Here is a 16073-nt window from a genome sequence, read left to right on the forward strand (position 1 = left end):
GGCCCGCCTAGCGACCCTATGGGCAGCATCGCGGGCAGGCCGGGGCCTGCCCGATGGTCCGCGGCGCCGCCAGGAGGCGGTCCCCACCGGGCCGGGGCCGGAACCGGGGCCAGCGCAGCGATCAAGGGCGTACTCGGGACGTCGGCCGGTGCGCGCAGCGTGGGGCTGGGCCGCCGAATTATTCGGCGGCCTTCCGGCGGGGGGCACTAGGAATGCAGGTCGCGCAGGGCGGCCATCGCCATCCGGCGCAGCAGCGCGGCGGCCTCCGGCGTGCGGCCGGCGTGCGGGGTGGAGTTGAGCAGGCCGAACGTCCCGTGTGCCGCGGTGCGGGCCGCGTCCACCGCGAGGCCGGGGTGGGCCCGCCGCAACGCGTCCACCCAGACCTCGACGTACGTGCGCTGCAGCTGCCGCACCTTCCTGCGGTCGGGGCCGGGCAGGTTCGCGAGGTCCCGGTCCTGCACGACGATCAGCTCGGGCTCGCGCTGGGCGAAGTCGGCGTGGAACTCCACCAGCGCGGCGAGCAGCTCCTGCGGGTCCGAGGTCCGTGCCGCCCGCTCCCGCCCACCGTTCAGCAGGTGCTCGCTTATCCCGACGAGCAGCTCCGCGAGCAGGGCCTCCTTGCCCGGGAAGTGCCGGTAGAGGGCGGGCCCGCTCACCCCGACCGCCGCGCCCAGGTCGGCGATGCTGACACCGTGGAACCCGTGCCGGGCGAAGAGCTGCGCGGCCACGCCGAGGATCTGCTCCCGCCTGCTGGCGGCGGGGGTCGCGGCGGGCGTGGCCATGCGCCGTAGCTAACCACGGGTTAACGGCTGCTAACAGCGCCGGAGATCTCAGCCCGACCACAGGCGGGCTCGTTACCCTGTAGCGATGCCCCGGCCGCTGGGATGGCTGCGCGCGCGCATGGGCGTGCGCGCGGTGTCCGCGCTGTCCGCAGCCGTCGTGGTCGCGCTCGCGCTGGTGGTGGCGGGCGCCGCGCTGGTGCTGCTCGTGCAGCTGTCGCTGCGCCAGCAGGTGCAGGCCGACGCCAAGGCCCAGGCCCAGGTGATCGCCACCCGGCTGGAGGGCAACTGGCGGGGCGAGGCCAACGAGAACGCCCGCGAGGCGCTCGACGCGCTCATCCGCCAGTCCGACCTCGCGCAGGTGAGGGTCGAGTACGGCGGAGACGGCGACGACGACGACCCACCGACGTGGACCACCGAGGCAGGCACCGACGCGGTCGGCCGCGACGTGCTGATGTCGGACATCCGGCCGGCCGACGGCCAGACCGTCGTCGAGACCGGCGTGCCGGTGCGCAAGGTCGACGGCAGCGTCGTGGATACCGTGCTCGTGGCGACCGCCACGGACTCGGACGGCCGCGACGTGATCCTGCTGTTCGCGGCGCCCCTCACCGCCGTCGAGACCGCCACCCGAGCGCTGCTGTTCTACCTGCTCTGGGGCGTCCCGCTGCTCATCGTCGTCGCCGGGGTCACCACGTACCTGTTCTCCGGCCGGGCGTTGCGCCCCGTGGAGGCGATGCGTGCCCAGGTGTCGGCGATGACGGAGAAGGACCTCGAACAGCGCGTGCCCGTGCCGCCTGCGCGCGACGAGGTGGGCAGGCTCGCCGAGACCATGAACGGCATGCTCGCCCGGCTGCAGGACGCCCAGGGCGTGCAACGGCGGTTCGTCGCCGACGCCAGCCACGAGCTGCGCAGCCCGCTCGCCACGATCGCCACCGGTCTGGAGCTCATGCAGAACGGCACGGTCGACCGCAGCACGATCACCGCGCTGCGCGGGGAGACCGCCCGGCTGAACAACCTGGTCGAAGGCCTGATCCTGCTCGCGAGGGCCGACGAGCGCGGCTTGCGGCCCCGGCGCGAGGAGGTCGACCTCGACGAGGTTGCCGAGCTCGAACGCGGCCGCCCGGCCGACGGCGCGGTGGTCGCCGAGGTGCGGGCGGTTCCCGTGCGCGTCGTCGGCGACCGCGGTCAGCTGGCGCGGGTCGTGCGCAACCTGGTCGACAACGCCCGCAGGCACGCCCGCTCCCGGGTGCTCGTCACCGTGGGGCGCGACGGGGACACGGCGGTCCTCGAGGTCTCCGACGACGGGCCCGGCGTGCCGCATTCCGAGCGGGCGCGTGTCTTCGAACGGTTCGTCCGCCTGGACGATGCCCGCGCCCGCGCCGACGGCGGCTCCGGGCTCGGGCTGGCGATCGTCGCCGAGGTGGTGGCCGCGCACGGGGGCAGCGTCGAGGTCACCGACGGCCCGGACGGCGGTGCACTGTTCCGGGTCCGGATCCCGGCGGCCGCCACCCCGGAGGCCCCGGCCGAGGAGCCCGGGCCCGCCGAGAACGCGGCGCCGGGCCGGCCGGCCGCGCCCGGTCCGGCGCCGGCGGCCGTCCCGGTCCCGCCGCCGACGAGGCGGACCGCGTCGGCGAACGGGTGGTTCGCCGCCCCCACCCCGTCCCCGGACGCCGCGTGGGGCGATGCCGCCTGGACCGGCGAGGCGGCCTGGAGGGAGGGGCCGGCTCCCCGCCCGTACCCCACGCGGCCGGGTCCCGCGCAACAGCCCGTGCGCGACGAGGAGGCCCGGCGCGACCCGGTCACCTCGCCGAGCGGCATCCCGGTGGTGCCGGCGGACGAGCGGGCCCGCGAGCGGGTCAACGGCACGGCGAAGGCGCGGAGGGACGAGCGTGCCCCGGCGCCCCGGCCCGGCCGGATCCCGGCCCCGCGGCCTCAGCCCGGCTCGGCCATCCGGTAACCGACCCCGCGCAGGGTCTCGATGCTCCTGGTGCCGAACGGTGCGTCGATCTTGCGGCGCAGGTAGCCGACGTACACCTCGACGACGTTGACCTCGCCCTCGTAGTGGGCGTCCCAGACGGCCCGCAGGATGTCCGTCTTCGTGACGACCTCGCCCGCGTGCCGCATCAGGTGCTCCAGCACGCCGAACTCGCGTGGGGTGAGGGTGATCTCGACGTCGCCGCGGTGCACCCGGTGCCGGGCCGGGTCGAGCTTCAGGTCGCCGACGGTGAGCACCGTGGGCCTGGCCTCGCCCGCCCGGCGCAGCAGGGCCCGGAGCCGGGCGAGGAGCACGACGAACGAGAACGGCTTGACGAGGTAGTCGTCGGCGCCGAGGTCGAACGCGTCGGCCTCGTCGTACTCACCGTCCTTCGCGGTGAGCATGAGCACCGGGGTCCACACCTCTGCGGCGCGCAGCCGCTGCAGGATCCGGTACCCGGACAGGCCGGGGAGCATGATGTCGAGCACCACGACGTCGTGCTGGCCAGTGCTCGCCGCCGCGAGGCCCGATATGCCGTCGTGCACGACCTCCACCGAGTGCCCCTCGGCGGCGAGCCCGCGCCGCACCATCTCCGCGAGTGGTACCTCGTCCTCGACCAGCAGTACGCGCACAGGCAGACGCTATCGGGCCGTCCGTGATGGCCGGACGGGGTCGGCGGTCAGGAGCACCTCAGGCGGCGGCGTCGGTGAGCTCGGCGCCGCGGGTCTCCGGGAGCAGGAGCGCGCAGAACGCCATCACCAGGTAGGCGATCCCCGCGAACACGGCGATGGCCACCCCGATCGAGATCGCGTCGGCCATGATCCCCACGAGCAACGGGAACAGCGCGCCGATCCCGCGGCCGAAGTTGTAGCAGAAGCCCTGGCCCGAGCCGCGCAGCTCGGTGGGGTACTGCTCGGTGAGCATCGCGCCGAGCCCGCTGAAGTACGCCGAGGACACGAAGCCGAGCGGCAGCGCGAGCACCGTGAACACCGGGGTCGGCAGGTCCAGGAGCGTGAACGGCAGGACGATCACGAAGGCCGCCACGGCGCACACGACGAGCGCGGGTCTGCGGCCGAGCCGGTCGGTGAGCCACGCCCCGAACAGGTACCCGGCGAACGCCCCGACGATCACCAGCAGCAGCGTGCCGCCGAGGCCGAGGAGGTTCAGGCCGCGGGCGCTGTGCAGGAACTGCGGGAGGAACGTCGTGAGCGAGTAGTAGCCGCCCTGCGCGCCGGTGCACAGCAGCGCGCACACCACCGTGGTCCGCAGCAGGTCGGGGCGGAATATCCCGAGGAAGGACGGCCGCCCGGCCGGCCGGTCGGCGTGCCGGACGAACACGTCGGGCTCCGGCACGTGGCGGCGGATCCAGAACACGCCCAGCGCGGGCAGCACGCCGAGCGCGAACAGCACCCGCCACGCCGTCTCGGGCGGGAACAGCGACTGCGTCAGCACGAACAGCCCCACCGCGACCGCCCAGCCGACCGCCCAGCCGCTCTGCACCGTCCCGACGGCCCTCCCGCGGTACCGCGCCCGGACGGTCTCGCCCATCAGGATCGCCCCGACCGCCCACTCGCCGCCGAACCCGAACCCCATGAGCCCGCGGAAGACCAGCAGCTGCGTGAAGTCCTGGGCGACGCCGCAGAGCAGCGTGAACACCGAGAACCACGCCACCGCGACCTGCAGCATCAGCGCCCGGCCGTACCGGTCGGCCAGCACGCCCGCCGCCCAGCCGCCGACCGCCGAGCACAGCAGGGTGACGGTGCCGATCAGCCCGGCCTGTGCGTTGGACGCCAGAAACCCGACCGAGAGCAGCACCGGTATCAGGAGGCTGTAGATCTGGACGTCCATCGCGTCCGTCGCCCAGCCGCCGAAACAGGACCAGAAGGTCCGTCGCTCGCGCGCTGACATCGACCCGTACCAGCGGCCGTCGGTGGCGGTCATCTGCATGGCCTACCAGCGGGAGGTCGTCCCGGCAACCGATCCTACGATCATCTGCGACTGACCCGATCGGGTGAACGAGGTTAACGGGCTGGGACGAGATCCGGGATCTGCACGTCGAGTTCCTCGCTGAGCAGGGCTTTCGGCCGAAGGTGGATGACGAGGAGATGAGCGCCCGCCTCGCGGTCGCCGTGCCGGCCGACACCGCGTAGGCCCCTGACACGGGCGCCCGATCGGTCAGGCCTGGCCCGTCACTTCCGGGTCCAGCAGGCGCCGGACGGCCTTGTCGACGAGGACGGGCAGGTAGTCGCGGACCGTCGCCGCCGTTCGGCGCGAAGTCGTGCAGGAGGCGCGCGGTCACGTCCTCCCATTGCGTGGCGAGGCGCTCCGCGTTGGCCCTCGCCAGGAAGTCGTCGTCGGGCGGTGGTGCCGAGGCGGGTGCGGGCGCCTGCGCAGCGGCGGGGCCCGGTGCCGCGAGCTGACCCAGCCGGGCCATCAGGCTCGGCGCGCCCGGGCGGGTCACCCCGCCGCGACTCCGGGTCGAGCCGAGGGGTGTTGTCCACGAGCGGGCCGGACTTCAGGTTCCGGTCGATCTTGCGGTGGACGTGCTCGAGGTTCTCGTCGGTCCGGCGCGGGACGGGCTGCGCCCAGCGGGACGAGGAGGGAGCGGATCCGGTCGTCGGGGTCACGGGGGCGGGATCCTCCGGTCGGGGTGGAGCCGATGATCAACCGATCGGAGGTTGTCGCCCGGTCCGGACGGGCGCGCTGGCGCCGCAGGTTAATGACCGTTAACATCGCGATGGCTCCGACTCCAGGAGGACCGATGCCCGTTGCCACGTCCGGCACCACGCCGCGCGGTGCCGCGTCCCACCGCGAGCTGGTGGCCGATCTGAAGGCGCGGCTCGCCACGGCCGCGCTCGGCGGGTCGGAGCGCGCGCGGGTGCGGCACGTCGAGCGCGGCAAGCTGTTGCCGCGGGACCGGGTCGACGCGCTCGTGGACCCGTCGAGCCCGTTCCTCGAGCTCTCCCCGCTCGCCGCGAACGGCATGTACGGCGACGAGGCGCCCGGGGCCGGCCTGATCACGGGGGTCGGGCGGGTGGCCGGGCGCGAGGTCGTGGTGGTCGCGAACGACGCCACCGTCAAGGGCGGCACCTACTACCCGATGACGGTCAAGAAGCACCTGCGCGCGCAGGAGGTGGCCTTGCACAACCGGCTGCCGTGCGTCTACCTCGTCGACTCCGGCGGCGCCTACCTGCCGGAGCAGGACTCCGTCTTCCCCGACCGGGAGCACTTCGGCCGGATCTTCTACAACCAGGCGCAGATGTCCGCGCGCGGCATCCCGCAGATCGCGGCCGTGCTCGGCTCGTGCACCGCGGGCGGCGCCTACGTGCCGGCGATGAGCGACGAGGCCGTGATCGTCCGCAACCAGGGCACGATCTTCCTCGGCGGCCCGCCGCTGGTGAAGGCCGCCACCGGCGAGGTCGTCACGGCCGAGGAGCTCGGCGGCGGTGACCTGCACTCGCGGGTCTCCGGCGTCACCGACCACCTCGCGGAGGACGACGCCCACGCCCTGCGGATCGTGCGTTCGATCGTCGGCACGCTCGGTCCGCGGGCGCCCCGGCCGTGGGACGTGGCGCCCGCGGAGGAGCCGCTCGCCGACCCTGACGAGCTGTACGAGGTCGTGCCGACCGACTCGCGCACGCCCTACGACGTGCGCGAGGTGATCAGCCGGGTCGTCGACGGCTCGCGGCTGCACGAGTTCAAGGCCGAGTACGGCACCACGCTCGTCACCGGCTTCGCGCGCATCCACGGCCACCCGGTCGGGATCGTCGCGAACAACGGGATCCTGTTCTCCGAGTCGGCCCAGAAGGGCGCGCACTTCATCGAGCTGTGCGACCAGCGCGGGGTGCCGCTGGTGTTCCTGCAGAACATCTCCGGCTTCATGGTCGGGCGCGAGTACGAGGCGGGCGGAATCGCGAAGCACGGCGCGAAGATGGTCACCGCGGTCGCCACCACCCGCGTCCCCAAGTTCACGGTGATCATCGGAGGCTCGTTCGGCGCCGGGAACTACTCGATGTGCGGGCGGGCGTACTCGCCGCGGTTCCTGTTCATGTGGCCCAACGCCCGGATCTCGGTGATGGGCGGCGAGCAGGCCGCCACGGTGCTCGCGACCGTCGGCTCCGGGGCCGACCCCGACGCCGTCCGCGCCCAGTACGAGACGCAGGGCCACCCGTACTACTCCACGGCCCGGCTCTGGGACGACGGCGTGATCGACCCGAAGGACACCAGGACGGTCCTGGGCCTGGCGCTCTCGGCGGCGGGGAACGCGCCACTGGAGGAGCCGGGCTTCGGGGTCTTCCGCATGTAGGCGAACCCGGTCCACCCGACGAACGGCACGTTCGTCGGTACCCAGCAGACGAGAGTGCCGTTCGTCGGCCGACGGAGGAGGAGGCGCGCGTGTTCGACACCGTGCTCGTCGCCAACCGCGGTGAGATCGCCGTTCGCGTGCTGCGCACCCTGCGCCGGCTCGGCATCCGGTCCGTCGCCGTCTTCTCCGACGCCGATGCGTGCGCGCCGCACGTCGGGATGGCCGACATCGCCGTGCGGATCGGGCCCGCCGCTGCCGCGCAGAGCTACCTCTCCATCCCCGCCGTGCTGGAGGCCGCTGCCGCGACGGGGGCCCAGGCGATCCACCCGGGGTACGGGTTCCTGTCCGAGAACACCGCCTTCGCCGCGGCCTGTGCCGACGCCGGGATCGTGTTCGTCGGGCCGCCCGCGTCGGCGATCGAGGCGATGGGCGACAAGATCGCGGCGAAGGCCACGGTGGCGAAGGCGGGCGTGCCGGTCGTCCCCGGCTCGGACGGTGCGGGCCTCACCGACGACGAGCTCGCGGCCGCCGTCGCGGAGATCGGCTACCCGGTGCTGCTCAAGCCCAGCGCGGGCGGCGGCGGCAAGGGCATGCGCGAGGTGCACCGGCCCGAGGACCTGCGCGACGCGATCACGTCGGCCCGACGAGAAGCGCGCAGCTCCTTCGGGGACGAGACGCTGCTGGTCGAACGCCTGGTCACGACGCCGCGGCACATCGAGATCCAGGTCCTCGCGGACGCGCACGGGAACGTCGTGCACCTGGGCGAGCGCGAGTGCAGCCTGCAGCGGCGGCACCAGAAGATCGTGGAGGAGGCGCCGTCGGCGCTGCTCACCCCCGTGCAGCGGGAGGCGATGGGGGCGGCGGCCGTCGAGGCGGCCCGCACGGTCGGCTACACCGGCGCCGGCACGGTCGAGTTCATCGTGGGCGCGGACGACCCGGACCGCTTCTACTTCATGGAGATGAACACCCGGCTGCAGGTGGAGCACCCCGTCACCGAGCTCGTCACCGGGCTGGACCTGGTGGAGTTGCAGCTGCGGGTGGCCGCAGGGGAACCGCTGCCGATCGGCCAGGACGACGTGCGGCTGTCCGGCCACGCCGTCGAGGCGCGGGTCTACGCAGAGGACCCCGCGGCCGGCTTCCTGCCCACCGGCGGGCGGGTCCTCGCCCTGCACGAGCCGGCGGCGCCCGGCGTGCGCGTCGACTCCGGGATCGCGGAGGGCACGGTCGTCGGCAGCGACTACGACCCGATGCTCGCCAAGGTGATCGCCCACGGCGCCGATCGCGCCGAGGCCCTGCGCAGGCTCGACGCCGCACTGCGGGACACCGTGCTGCTCGGCCTCGACACCAACACCGGCTTCCTGAGAGCCCTGCTCGCCGACCCGGACGTGCGGGCCGGCCGCCTGGACACGGGCCTCGTGGGGCGCAGGCTGGCCGACTGGACGGCTGCCGACCTGCCCACCGACGTGCTCGTCGCGGCCGCGGCGCACGCCATGCTGGAGCTCGAGCCCGCGGGGCCGGTCGTGGACCCGTTCGACGTACCGGGCGGCTGGCGGGTCGGCGAGCCCGCGTGGACGACGTGGCGGATGTCGGTCTCCGGGCACGACCCGGTCGCGGTGCGCATCAGGGGCCGGGCCGCGGCCGCCGAGGTGGCGGTCGGGGACGCCGAGCCGGTGCCGTGCGCCGCGCGGCGCGAACCGGGCGCGTTGGTCGTGACCGTCGACGGGATCACGCGCCGGTACGCCTGCGCGCTCGACGGCGAGACCCTGTGGCTCGGCCGGGACGGGCGGGCGTGGGGCGTCCGCGAACAGGCCCCGCTGGACGCGGCGACGTCGGCGGAGGCCGGAGCGGGCGGCCCGGTGCTCTCGCCGATGCCCGGCACGGTCACCGCCGTCGAGGTCGTCGAGGGGCAGGCGGTCGCCGCCGGCGCCCGGCTCGTCGTCGTGGAGGCGATGAAGATGGAGCACGTGCTCACCTCCCCGGTCGCCGGGGTGGTCCGCGAGCTGCGCGCCCGCCAGGGCGAGGCCGTCGCGAAGGACGCCGTGCTGCTGGTCGTGGAACCGGAGGTGGACTGATGGACCTCACGCTGAGCGAGGAGCACGAGGCGCTGCGCGCCACGGTCGAGGACTTCGCCCGCAAGGAGGTCGCCCCCGTCATCGGCGAGCTCTACGAGCGCGGCGAGTTCCCGTACCAGCTGGTGGCGCGGATGGGCGCGATGGGCCTGTTCGGCCTGCCGATCGATGAGGAGCACGGCGGGATGGGCGGCGACTACTTCGCGCTCTGCCTCGCCCTCGAGGAACTCGCGCGCGTCGACTCGTCGGTGGCGATCACCCTGGAGGCCGGCGTCTCGCTCGGCGCCATGCCGCTCCACCGCTTCGGCAGCGAGGAGCAGCAGCGGCGGTGGCTGCCCGCGCTCGCGGCCGGGGAGCGGCTGGGCGCGTTCGGGCTCACCGAGCCCGGCGGGGGCTCGGACGCGGGCGCCACCCGCACCACCGCCCGGCTCGACGGCGACGAGTGGGTGATCAACGGTTCCAAGGCGTTCATCACGAACGCCGGCACCGACATCACCTCGATCGTCACCGTCACCGCGGTCACGGGTGTGGGCGCGGACGGGCGCAAGGAGATCTCCTCGATCATCGTCCCTGCCGGTACGCCCGGCTTCCGGGTCTCGCAGAAGTACTCCAAGGTCGGCTGGTCCGCCTCGGACACGAGGGAGCTGTTCTTCGACGACTGCCGGGTGCCGGCGGAGAACCTGCTCGGCGAGCGCGGGCGCGGGTACGCGCAGTTCCTGTCGATCCTCGACGAGGGCCGGGTCGCGATCGCGGCGCTGTCGGTCGGGCTCGCCCAGGGCTGCGTCGACGAGTCGGTGCGCTACGCCCGCGAGAGGGAGGCGTTCGGCTCCCCGATCGGCAGCTACCAGGCGATCCAGTTCAAGATCGCCGATATGGAGGCGCGAGCCCACACCGCCCGCCTGGCGTACTACGCGGCCGCGGCGAAGATGTTGCGCGGCGAGCCGTTCAAGAAGGAGGCGGCGATCGCCAAGCTGGTCGCCTCCAACGCGGCGATGGACAACGCCCGCGACGCCACCCAGGTCTTCGGCGGCTACGGCTTCATGAACGAGTACCCGGTGGGCCGCTTCTACCGCGACGCCAAGATCCTGGAGATCGGCGAGGGCACGAGCGAGGTCCAGCGGATGCTGATCGCCCGCCACCTGGGCCTCTAGCCCCGCCCGCGATGTCAGCAAAGCCACTTTCACGACACCAGGCGTCATGAAAGTGGCTTTGCTGACGCTGGCCCCGCGGTCGATCACCGGGCACCGGGCGCGAGGATGGTGGGGTGAACGCCCTGTTCGCCCGGATCGTCGTACTCGTGAGCGGTGCCGCGATCCTGGTGGTCGAGACGCTGGCGACCCGGCTGGTCGCGCCGTACGTCGGCCTGACGCTCGAGTCGACGTCGGCCGTGATCGGCGTGGCGCTGGCCGGCATCGCCGCCGGGGCGTCCCTGGGCGGCCGGTGGGCCGACGTGCTGCCGCCGCGCCGGGTGGCCGCGGGGGCGCTCGCGGTCGGCGGGCTCGGGGTGCTGGCGGTCCGGCCCATGGTCCGCGTGCTCGGCCCGGCGCTCGGCCCGGGCCCGCTGGCCGCGATCGTCCTGGTGGCGGTGTCCACGCTGGTGTCGGTCACCGCGCTCGCGATGGTGACGCCCGCGGTCACCCGCGCCCGGATCTCACACGTCGAGGGCTCCGGTGCGGTGATCGGCGGACTCTCGGCGGCGGGCACCGTCGGGTCGCTCGCCGGGGTGTTCCTCACCGGGTTCGTGCTGGTGGCGTTGCTACCCGTGGCGATGATCCTGCTGATCACGGCCGCCGCGTGCCTGGTGCTGGCCGTGCTCACGGCGGTCGTCCCGGCGCGCGGGGCGGTCGCCGGCACGGCCGTCGTCGCCGCCGTCCTCGCCACTGCCGTGGTGGCGGTGCCCGGCCGGTGCGACGCCGACACGGTCTACTACTGCGCGAGCGTGCGCGCCGACCCGGCCGACCCGGACGTCCGGGTACTGGTGCTCGACGATCTGGACCACTCCGCCGTGGACCTGACCGATCCCGCGTACCTGCGGTTCGCCTACACCCGGCGGTTCGCCGACGCGATCGACAGCGCATTCCCGGCGGGAGTCCCCCTCGCCGCGGTGCACGTCGGCGGCGGCGGCTTCACGATGCCCCGCTGGCTCGCCGCCACCCGTCCGGGCTCGACCTCCACCGTGCTGGAGGTGGACGAGGGCGTCGTCGAGCTGGGCCGCCGGGAGCTGGGCGTGGCCGGGATCCCGGCCGTCGACGTCCGGATCGGGGACGCGCGCAACCAGCTCGCCGCGCTGCCGGACGCGTCGGCGGACGTCGTGGTCGGGGACGCCTTCGGCTCGCGCTCGGTGCCGTGGCACCTGGCCACCGCCGAGTTCGTCGCCGACGTCCACCGCGTGTTGCGGCACGACGGCGTCTACGTGCTCAACGTGATCGACCACGATCCCTGGGGTCTGCTCGCCGCCGAGGTGGCCACCGTCGCGCACAAGTTCCCCCACGTCGCGCTGCTGGTGCGGCCCGAGCAGCTCTCCGCGGGCAGGGGTGGCAACGCGGTCGTCGTGGCCTCGGACCGTCCGATCGACGTGGCCGCGCTGGCCGAGCGGGCCGCGGTGCGCGGCGAGCCGGGATCGGTCCTCGACGCCGGCGCCGCCCTGCGGTTCGCGGCGGACGCCCCCGTGCTCACCGACGACCGGGCACCGGTCGACCAGCTGATCAGCTGATCAGCTGGTCCCGCTAGGGTCCGCGGGAGGAGGTGGCGGGGTGGCTGAGTGGGACGACCTCGTGGCGTTCGTGCGGGTGCGCTACGAGATCATGCGGCAGGCCGACGGCGAGCTGTGGTTCCGCTTGCCCACGAAGGACGATCGCACGCAGCTCGTGGTGGTGCGCCTGGTCACGGGCGAGGACGACCACCCGTGGGCGCAGATCGCCTCGCCGATCGGGCGCGTGGCCGACCTGGACCTCGCCCGGATGCTCGATCTCGCGGGCGAGTGCGTGGCGGGTGGAGCGGTCGCCGTGGACGGCGTGGTGCTCTTCCGCCACTCCATCCCGTTCGGCGACACCGCGCTCGACGGCTTCGACCGCCCCTTCCGGCTGGTCGTCGACGTCGCCGACCGCCTGGAGCACGCGCTGACGGGCGCCGACGAGCACTAGCGCGGCGCCTTCCGGCGCCGTCGTGGTGGCCGGGAGGTCTCAGCTGGCGCGCCTGCGCAGCGCGCCGTCGGCGAGCAGGCCGGGGCGGTCGGTCACCGTCTGCAGCTCGGTCAGGGTGGGGTGTCCGGCGGCCAGCAGGGCCGTGTCGGTGTCCGGCTCCGGCTCCCCGGCCAGCTCGGCCTCGTGGGTGTGCAGGAGATCGCCGTCCTCGCCGCTGACGTGGTCGACGCGCACCCGGACCGATCCCCAGTCGGCGAGCCGCGCCTCGCGGAGCTCGCCGAGCTCGGCGACGGGCAGGTCGGGCACGTTGAGCGAGAGCACCGTGGAGTCCGGGGCACCGAGCAGGACGTCGAGCACGTCGGGCAGGAGCTTCAGCGCGGCGTCCCAGTGCGGCCGCTCGGGTTCGATCAGCGGGGTGCCGAGCGAGACCGCGAGGCCCCGCCACCCGTGCAGTCCCGCCGCGAGCGCCGCCCCGATCGTGCCGGAGTGCAGCACCGCGTGCCCGAGGTTGGCCCCGATGTTGATGCCGGACAGCACCACGTCCGGCTCCGGGTCGAGCCAGCCGCGCCCGGCCGAGTGGACGATGAACGCGGGGTGGCCCTCGACGGCGAACGCCGGGATGCCGGGCAGGTCGGGCAGCTCACGGCGGTGCACCCGCACGCGCCGCCCGTCGCGGACCGCCAGCACCGAGCCGCCCACACCGCTCGCGTCGACGTGCGGGGCCGCCACCACCACGTCGAAACCGGCGTCCCGTGCTCCCGTGGCCAATGCCCTGAGCCCCGGCGAGTCGATGCCGTCGTCGTTGGTGATCAGGGCGCGGAGACGTCGGGAGGATGCCACGCCTCCACCGTAGGCGAGCCAGGTGGCCGCCGGACGGCCGCGCGATGACACTCACGCGCGCGGTTCCCGTTCCTCGAATCGGGTTCTAGGATCGATGTCACATCCACTGGGAGGTGCCGATGCGGGAGGCCGTCGAGACATCCAGCCTCGCCGAGATCCGCGACGTCGACATCGACGACGTGCTCGACTACGTCCACGCCGACCTCAAGAAGCTCCCGGACTACCTCGACCTGTACCGGCGCTACCTGCGGCAGCGCTGGGACGTCTACGAGCTCGACTTCGGCCGGGACGTCGAGGACTGGAACACCCGGATGTCGCAGGAGGAGCGCACCGCGTTCGTCGCCATCTCCTCCGGCTTCCACCACGGTGAGCGGCAGGTGGAGGTGGAGCTGCCGGTGTTCATGCTCGGCGGCAGCGAGGAGTCGAAGGTCTACATGTCGAGCCAGATCGAGGACGAGGCCCGGCACACCATCTTCTTCGACCGCTTCTACCGGGAGGTCGTCGGCCTGCCCGGCGAGACGGTGCAGGACGTGCTCGACGCGTCGTTCCCGCACGTCTCGGAGACGTTCGTGGGCCCGTTCGGCCTCCTCGCCTACCAGGCCGACGAGCTGCGCCGCGACCCGGAGGACCCCGCGGCGCGGGTGCGCTACGGCACCACGTACTTCCTGTGGATCGAGGGCGTGCTCGCGCTCTCGGTCATGAAGATCACGCTCACCTACTGCCGGGAGCGCGGCCTCCTGCCTGCCTACTACGCCGGGTTCACCGCCACCTGCCGGGACGAGGCCCGCCACGTCCAGGCCGGCATGCGGTTCCTGCGCGACGCGGTGCGTGCCGACCCACCGCTGCTGCGCGAGATCCACGAGACGCTGCGCACGATCCTCGCCATGAACGGCGCCGTGAGCCGGCGGCTGGCACTCGAGGCGCTCGGCTGGAGCCCGGAGGAGGTGCGACGGCTGATGATCCGGCAGCTGTCGATGAAGCTGTCGGACGTGGGCATCGACCTGCCACCCGACCTGCGGGAGCGGATCCAGCAGATCGAGCCCGAGGTGGCGGGCGGATGACGGCGCTGTTCTCGCCGGCGTGGGCGGACGCGGCGCGCGAGGCCGTCGACGGCGGCCCGTCCGACGAGGTGCGTGCGGGCAAGCTGCCCGCGTACTGGGAGTGGATCGACGATGCGCGGGCCCGGCACGACGGGACGTGGGCGCTCGTGGCCCCCGACCTGCCCGGGTGCCTTTTGCTGGAGTGGGAGCGGGGCAGGTGCACGCGGGCGGCGGTCGGCGGGGCGGGGTCGGCGCCCGCCGCCACGTACGTGCTCAGCGCCCCGCTCGCGGTCTGGCAGGAGCTCGTGGGCGGCGCGGACGCCGGACGACTGGTGATGTACCGGCGGATCCGGTTGGAACGCGGCGACGTGCTGGCGTTCTTCCGGATCGTCTACTTCGTCGTGGAGTCGCTCGCCGCGATCGGACGGGTCCGGGCGGGATAGGACGAGGAGGTCTACCTCACCGGTCCGGGAGCCACGGCCGTCGCGGCCGCCGGCGCGGTGCGCCGCCACGGCCCGCCGAAGAAGCAGATCGCCACGGCGAACAGCGCCATGCAGCCGGCCGTAGCGGCCATCCAGACCTGCCAGCCCGCGGCGGCCACCACGTGGGGCACGACGAGGAGCACCACCACGGCCATGGCCTTGACCAGGAACGAGAACAGGCCCCACGCCGTGCCCTGGAGGCGTGGGTCGATGTCCTCCGCGTCCTCGGAGAAGTTCGCCATCCACGGCGCGTAGGCGGCGCCGAGCACGCCGCCGAGCACCATCCCGGTGACCATCAGGACCGGCAGCGAGACGGCCGCGCGCCCCAGCAGCGACACGAAGAACACCAGGACCGCGAGCCCAACCAGCGTGCCGCCGAGCGCGAACGGGCGGCGCAGCTGCAGCCGGTCCGACAGCCGCCCGGCCACCACGAGGGCCGCGAGGTCGAGGATCCAGAACACCGTCATCACCGCCGACGCCTGGGCCGTGGTCATGTCGAAGGTCTGCACCAGCATCGTCTGCCCGTAGAGGGTGAGCGTCAGGTACAGCACGAGCCAGAACGCGATCCCGACGACGTGGGCCCACATCGTGCGGTGCACGAGCAGGGTGCGGGCGAGCGCGGGGCGCTCGGCGTCGACGACGGTGAGCGCCGTGCGCTCGGTCTGCACGATCTTGGCCCGCAGCCGCGGGGACAGCTCGGCGATGTTGGCCGCGATCACGATCGACAGCACGAGCGAGACGCACCCCATGATCACGAACTGGGACTGCCAGGCGTCGTCGAACAGCGGCAGCGTGAGCCCGGCGATCGCGGCGGCGAGGAAGTTGGCCCCCACCGGCCCCCAGGTCCAGAACCCGAACGCCTGTGCGCGGCCCATCCGCGGGGAGAAGTCGCGCACGAGCGGGGCGGTGCTGGCGATCGCGACCCCGTCGATGAACGACAGCACGACCCGGGCGACGAGCAGCTGCCCGGGCGAGCTGATCAGCGCCATCGCGAAGCAGCAGAGCCCGGTGAGCATCATGAGCGGGATCAGCAGGCGGACCCGCCCGACCTTGTCGGTGAGCCGCCCGCCGACGATCCCGGCCACCGCCCCGGCGAGCGCCGCGACCGCCGAGATCGCCCCGTACGTCGCGAGCGTCATGTCCAGGTCCTCGAGCAGCAGCGGGACCACGGGCGCGATCTGGGCCTCGTAGGAGCAGATCAGGCTCGCCAGTACGGCCATCGCCAGTATCCGCAGCCGCCGTCGGCCGGTCGGGTACTCGTCGAGCAGGCGTACGTACCGGGGGCTCATTCGCGACCTCCTCGTCGCAGCGTTCTTACCGAGCCAGGCTCTAGAACGAGATCCCAGAATCCGCGTCGGGAGCGGAGCGTGTCAAGGGCCGGCGTCGCCGTGCCGCATCTCACGCACCGGCTCCGCCCGTCCCGTGTGGCAGGGTGGGCT

At 73.6% G+C, this 16073-nt stretch carries 13 protein-coding genes and 1 pseudogene; 8 read left to right on the forward strand and 6 right to left on the reverse strand.

What is annotated here, in order from left to right:
• Positions 1-206: 206 nt before the first annotated feature.
• The gene (locus ABEA81_RS15690) at positions 207-782 is read right to left on the reverse strand and encodes an SACE_7040 family transcriptional regulator (RefSeq protein WP_345605822.1); all 576 of its coding nucleotides are present in this window, start codon (positions 780-782) and stop codon (positions 207-209) included.
• A gap of 85 nt (positions 783-867) precedes the next feature.
• On the opposite strand from ABEA81_RS15690, the gene ABEA81_RS15695 reads away from it, so the two are divergent.
• Complete coding sequence (locus ABEA81_RS15695) at positions 868-2736, forward strand: sensor histidine kinase (protein WP_345605823.1); 1869 nt, start codon at positions 868-870, stop codon at positions 2734-2736.
• Here ABEA81_RS15695 and ABEA81_RS15700 read toward each other — a convergent pair.
• The 3 genes and pseudogenes from ABEA81_RS15700 to ABEA81_RS42680 all read right to left on the reverse strand — a co-directional run.
• Positions 2712-3386, reverse strand: a complete 675-nt coding sequence (locus ABEA81_RS15700) for a response regulator transcription factor (RefSeq protein ID WP_345605824.1) — start codon at positions 3384-3386, stop codon at positions 2712-2714. The genes ABEA81_RS15695 and ABEA81_RS15700 overlap by 25 nt on opposite strands.
• A gap of 58 nt (positions 3387-3444) precedes the next feature.
• Entirely contained in the window at positions 3445-4695 is a 1251-nt protein-coding gene (locus ABEA81_RS15705; RefSeq protein WP_345605825.1) for an MFS transporter, read from the reverse strand.
• 234 nt (positions 4696-4929) lie between these two features.
• Positions 4930-5019 (reverse strand): annotated as a pseudogene (locus ABEA81_RS42680) (hypothetical protein); the annotation flags it as partial.
• Positions 5020-5515: 496 nt separating this feature from the next.
• On the opposite strand from ABEA81_RS42680, the gene ABEA81_RS15710 reads away from it, so the two are divergent.
• From ABEA81_RS15710 to ABEA81_RS15730, 5 genes are all read left to right on the forward strand, one after another.
• A complete protein-coding gene (locus tag ABEA81_RS15710) occupies positions 5516-7060 on the forward strand; it encodes a carboxyl transferase domain-containing protein (protein ID WP_345605826.1) in 1545 nt (514 codons plus the stop codon).
• 89 nt (positions 7061-7149) lie between these two features.
• On the forward strand, positions 7150-9132 hold the full coding sequence (locus tag ABEA81_RS15715) for an acetyl-CoA carboxylase biotin carboxylase subunit (protein WP_345605827.1): 1983 nt from the start codon (positions 7150-7152) through the stop codon (positions 9130-9132).
• The gene (locus tag ABEA81_RS15720) at positions 9132-10280 is read left to right on the forward strand and encodes an acyl-CoA dehydrogenase family protein (protein ID WP_425570568.1); all 1149 of its coding nucleotides are present in this window, start codon (positions 9132-9134) and stop codon (positions 10278-10280) included. The genes ABEA81_RS15715 and ABEA81_RS15720 overlap by 1 nt, the downstream gene beginning before the upstream one ends.
• 113 nt (positions 10281-10393) lie before the next feature.
• On the forward strand, positions 10394-11842 hold the full coding sequence (locus ABEA81_RS15725) for a fused MFS/spermidine synthase (RefSeq protein WP_345605828.1): 1449 nt from the start codon (positions 10394-10396) through the stop codon (positions 11840-11842).
• Between the two features lie 40 nt (positions 11843-11882).
• Positions 11883-12272 carry a hypothetical protein gene (locus ABEA81_RS15730; RefSeq protein WP_345605829.1) on the forward strand — a complete coding sequence of 130 codons (390 nt, stop codon included), beginning with the start codon at positions 11883-11885 and terminating at the stop codon, positions 12270-12272.
• Positions 12273-12311: 39 nt separating this feature from the next.
• On the opposite strand, the gene surE is transcribed toward ABEA81_RS15730, so the two are convergent.
• A complete protein-coding gene (gene surE / locus ABEA81_RS15735) occupies positions 12312-13112 on the reverse strand; it encodes a 5'/3'-nucleotidase SurE (RefSeq protein ID WP_345605830.1) in 801 nt (266 codons plus the stop codon).
• A 119-nt stretch (positions 13113-13231) separates the two neighbouring features.
• On the opposite strand from surE, the gene ABEA81_RS15740 reads away from it, so the two are divergent.
• Together ABEA81_RS15740 and ABEA81_RS15745 are read left to right on the forward strand one after the other, a co-directional pair.
• Positions 13232-14173 carry a ferritin family protein gene (locus ABEA81_RS15740; protein WP_345605831.1) on the forward strand — a complete coding sequence of 314 codons (942 nt, stop codon included), beginning with the start codon at positions 13232-13234 and terminating at the stop codon, positions 14171-14173.
• Positions 14170-14595 (forward strand): hypothetical protein, encoded by a 426-nt coding sequence (locus tag ABEA81_RS15745; protein WP_345605832.1) that lies wholly within the window; start codon positions 14170-14172, stop codon positions 14593-14595. Before ABEA81_RS15740 ends, ABEA81_RS15745 begins: the two co-directional genes overlap by 4 nt.
• A gap of 11 nt (positions 14596-14606) precedes the next feature.
• Here ABEA81_RS15745 and ABEA81_RS15750 read toward each other — a convergent pair whose 3' ends face one another.
• Positions 14607-15923, reverse strand: coding sequence for an MFS transporter (locus tag ABEA81_RS15750; protein WP_345605833.1), 1317 nt, complete (start codon positions 15921-15923; stop codon positions 14607-14609).
• Positions 15924-16073: the final 150 nt, after the last annotated feature.

Origin of the sequence: Pseudonocardia adelaidensis (genome assembly GCF_039543345.1) — a bacterium.
GTDB lineage: Bacteria > Actinomycetota > Actinomycetes > Mycobacteriales > Pseudonocardiaceae > Pseudonocardia > Pseudonocardia adelaidensis.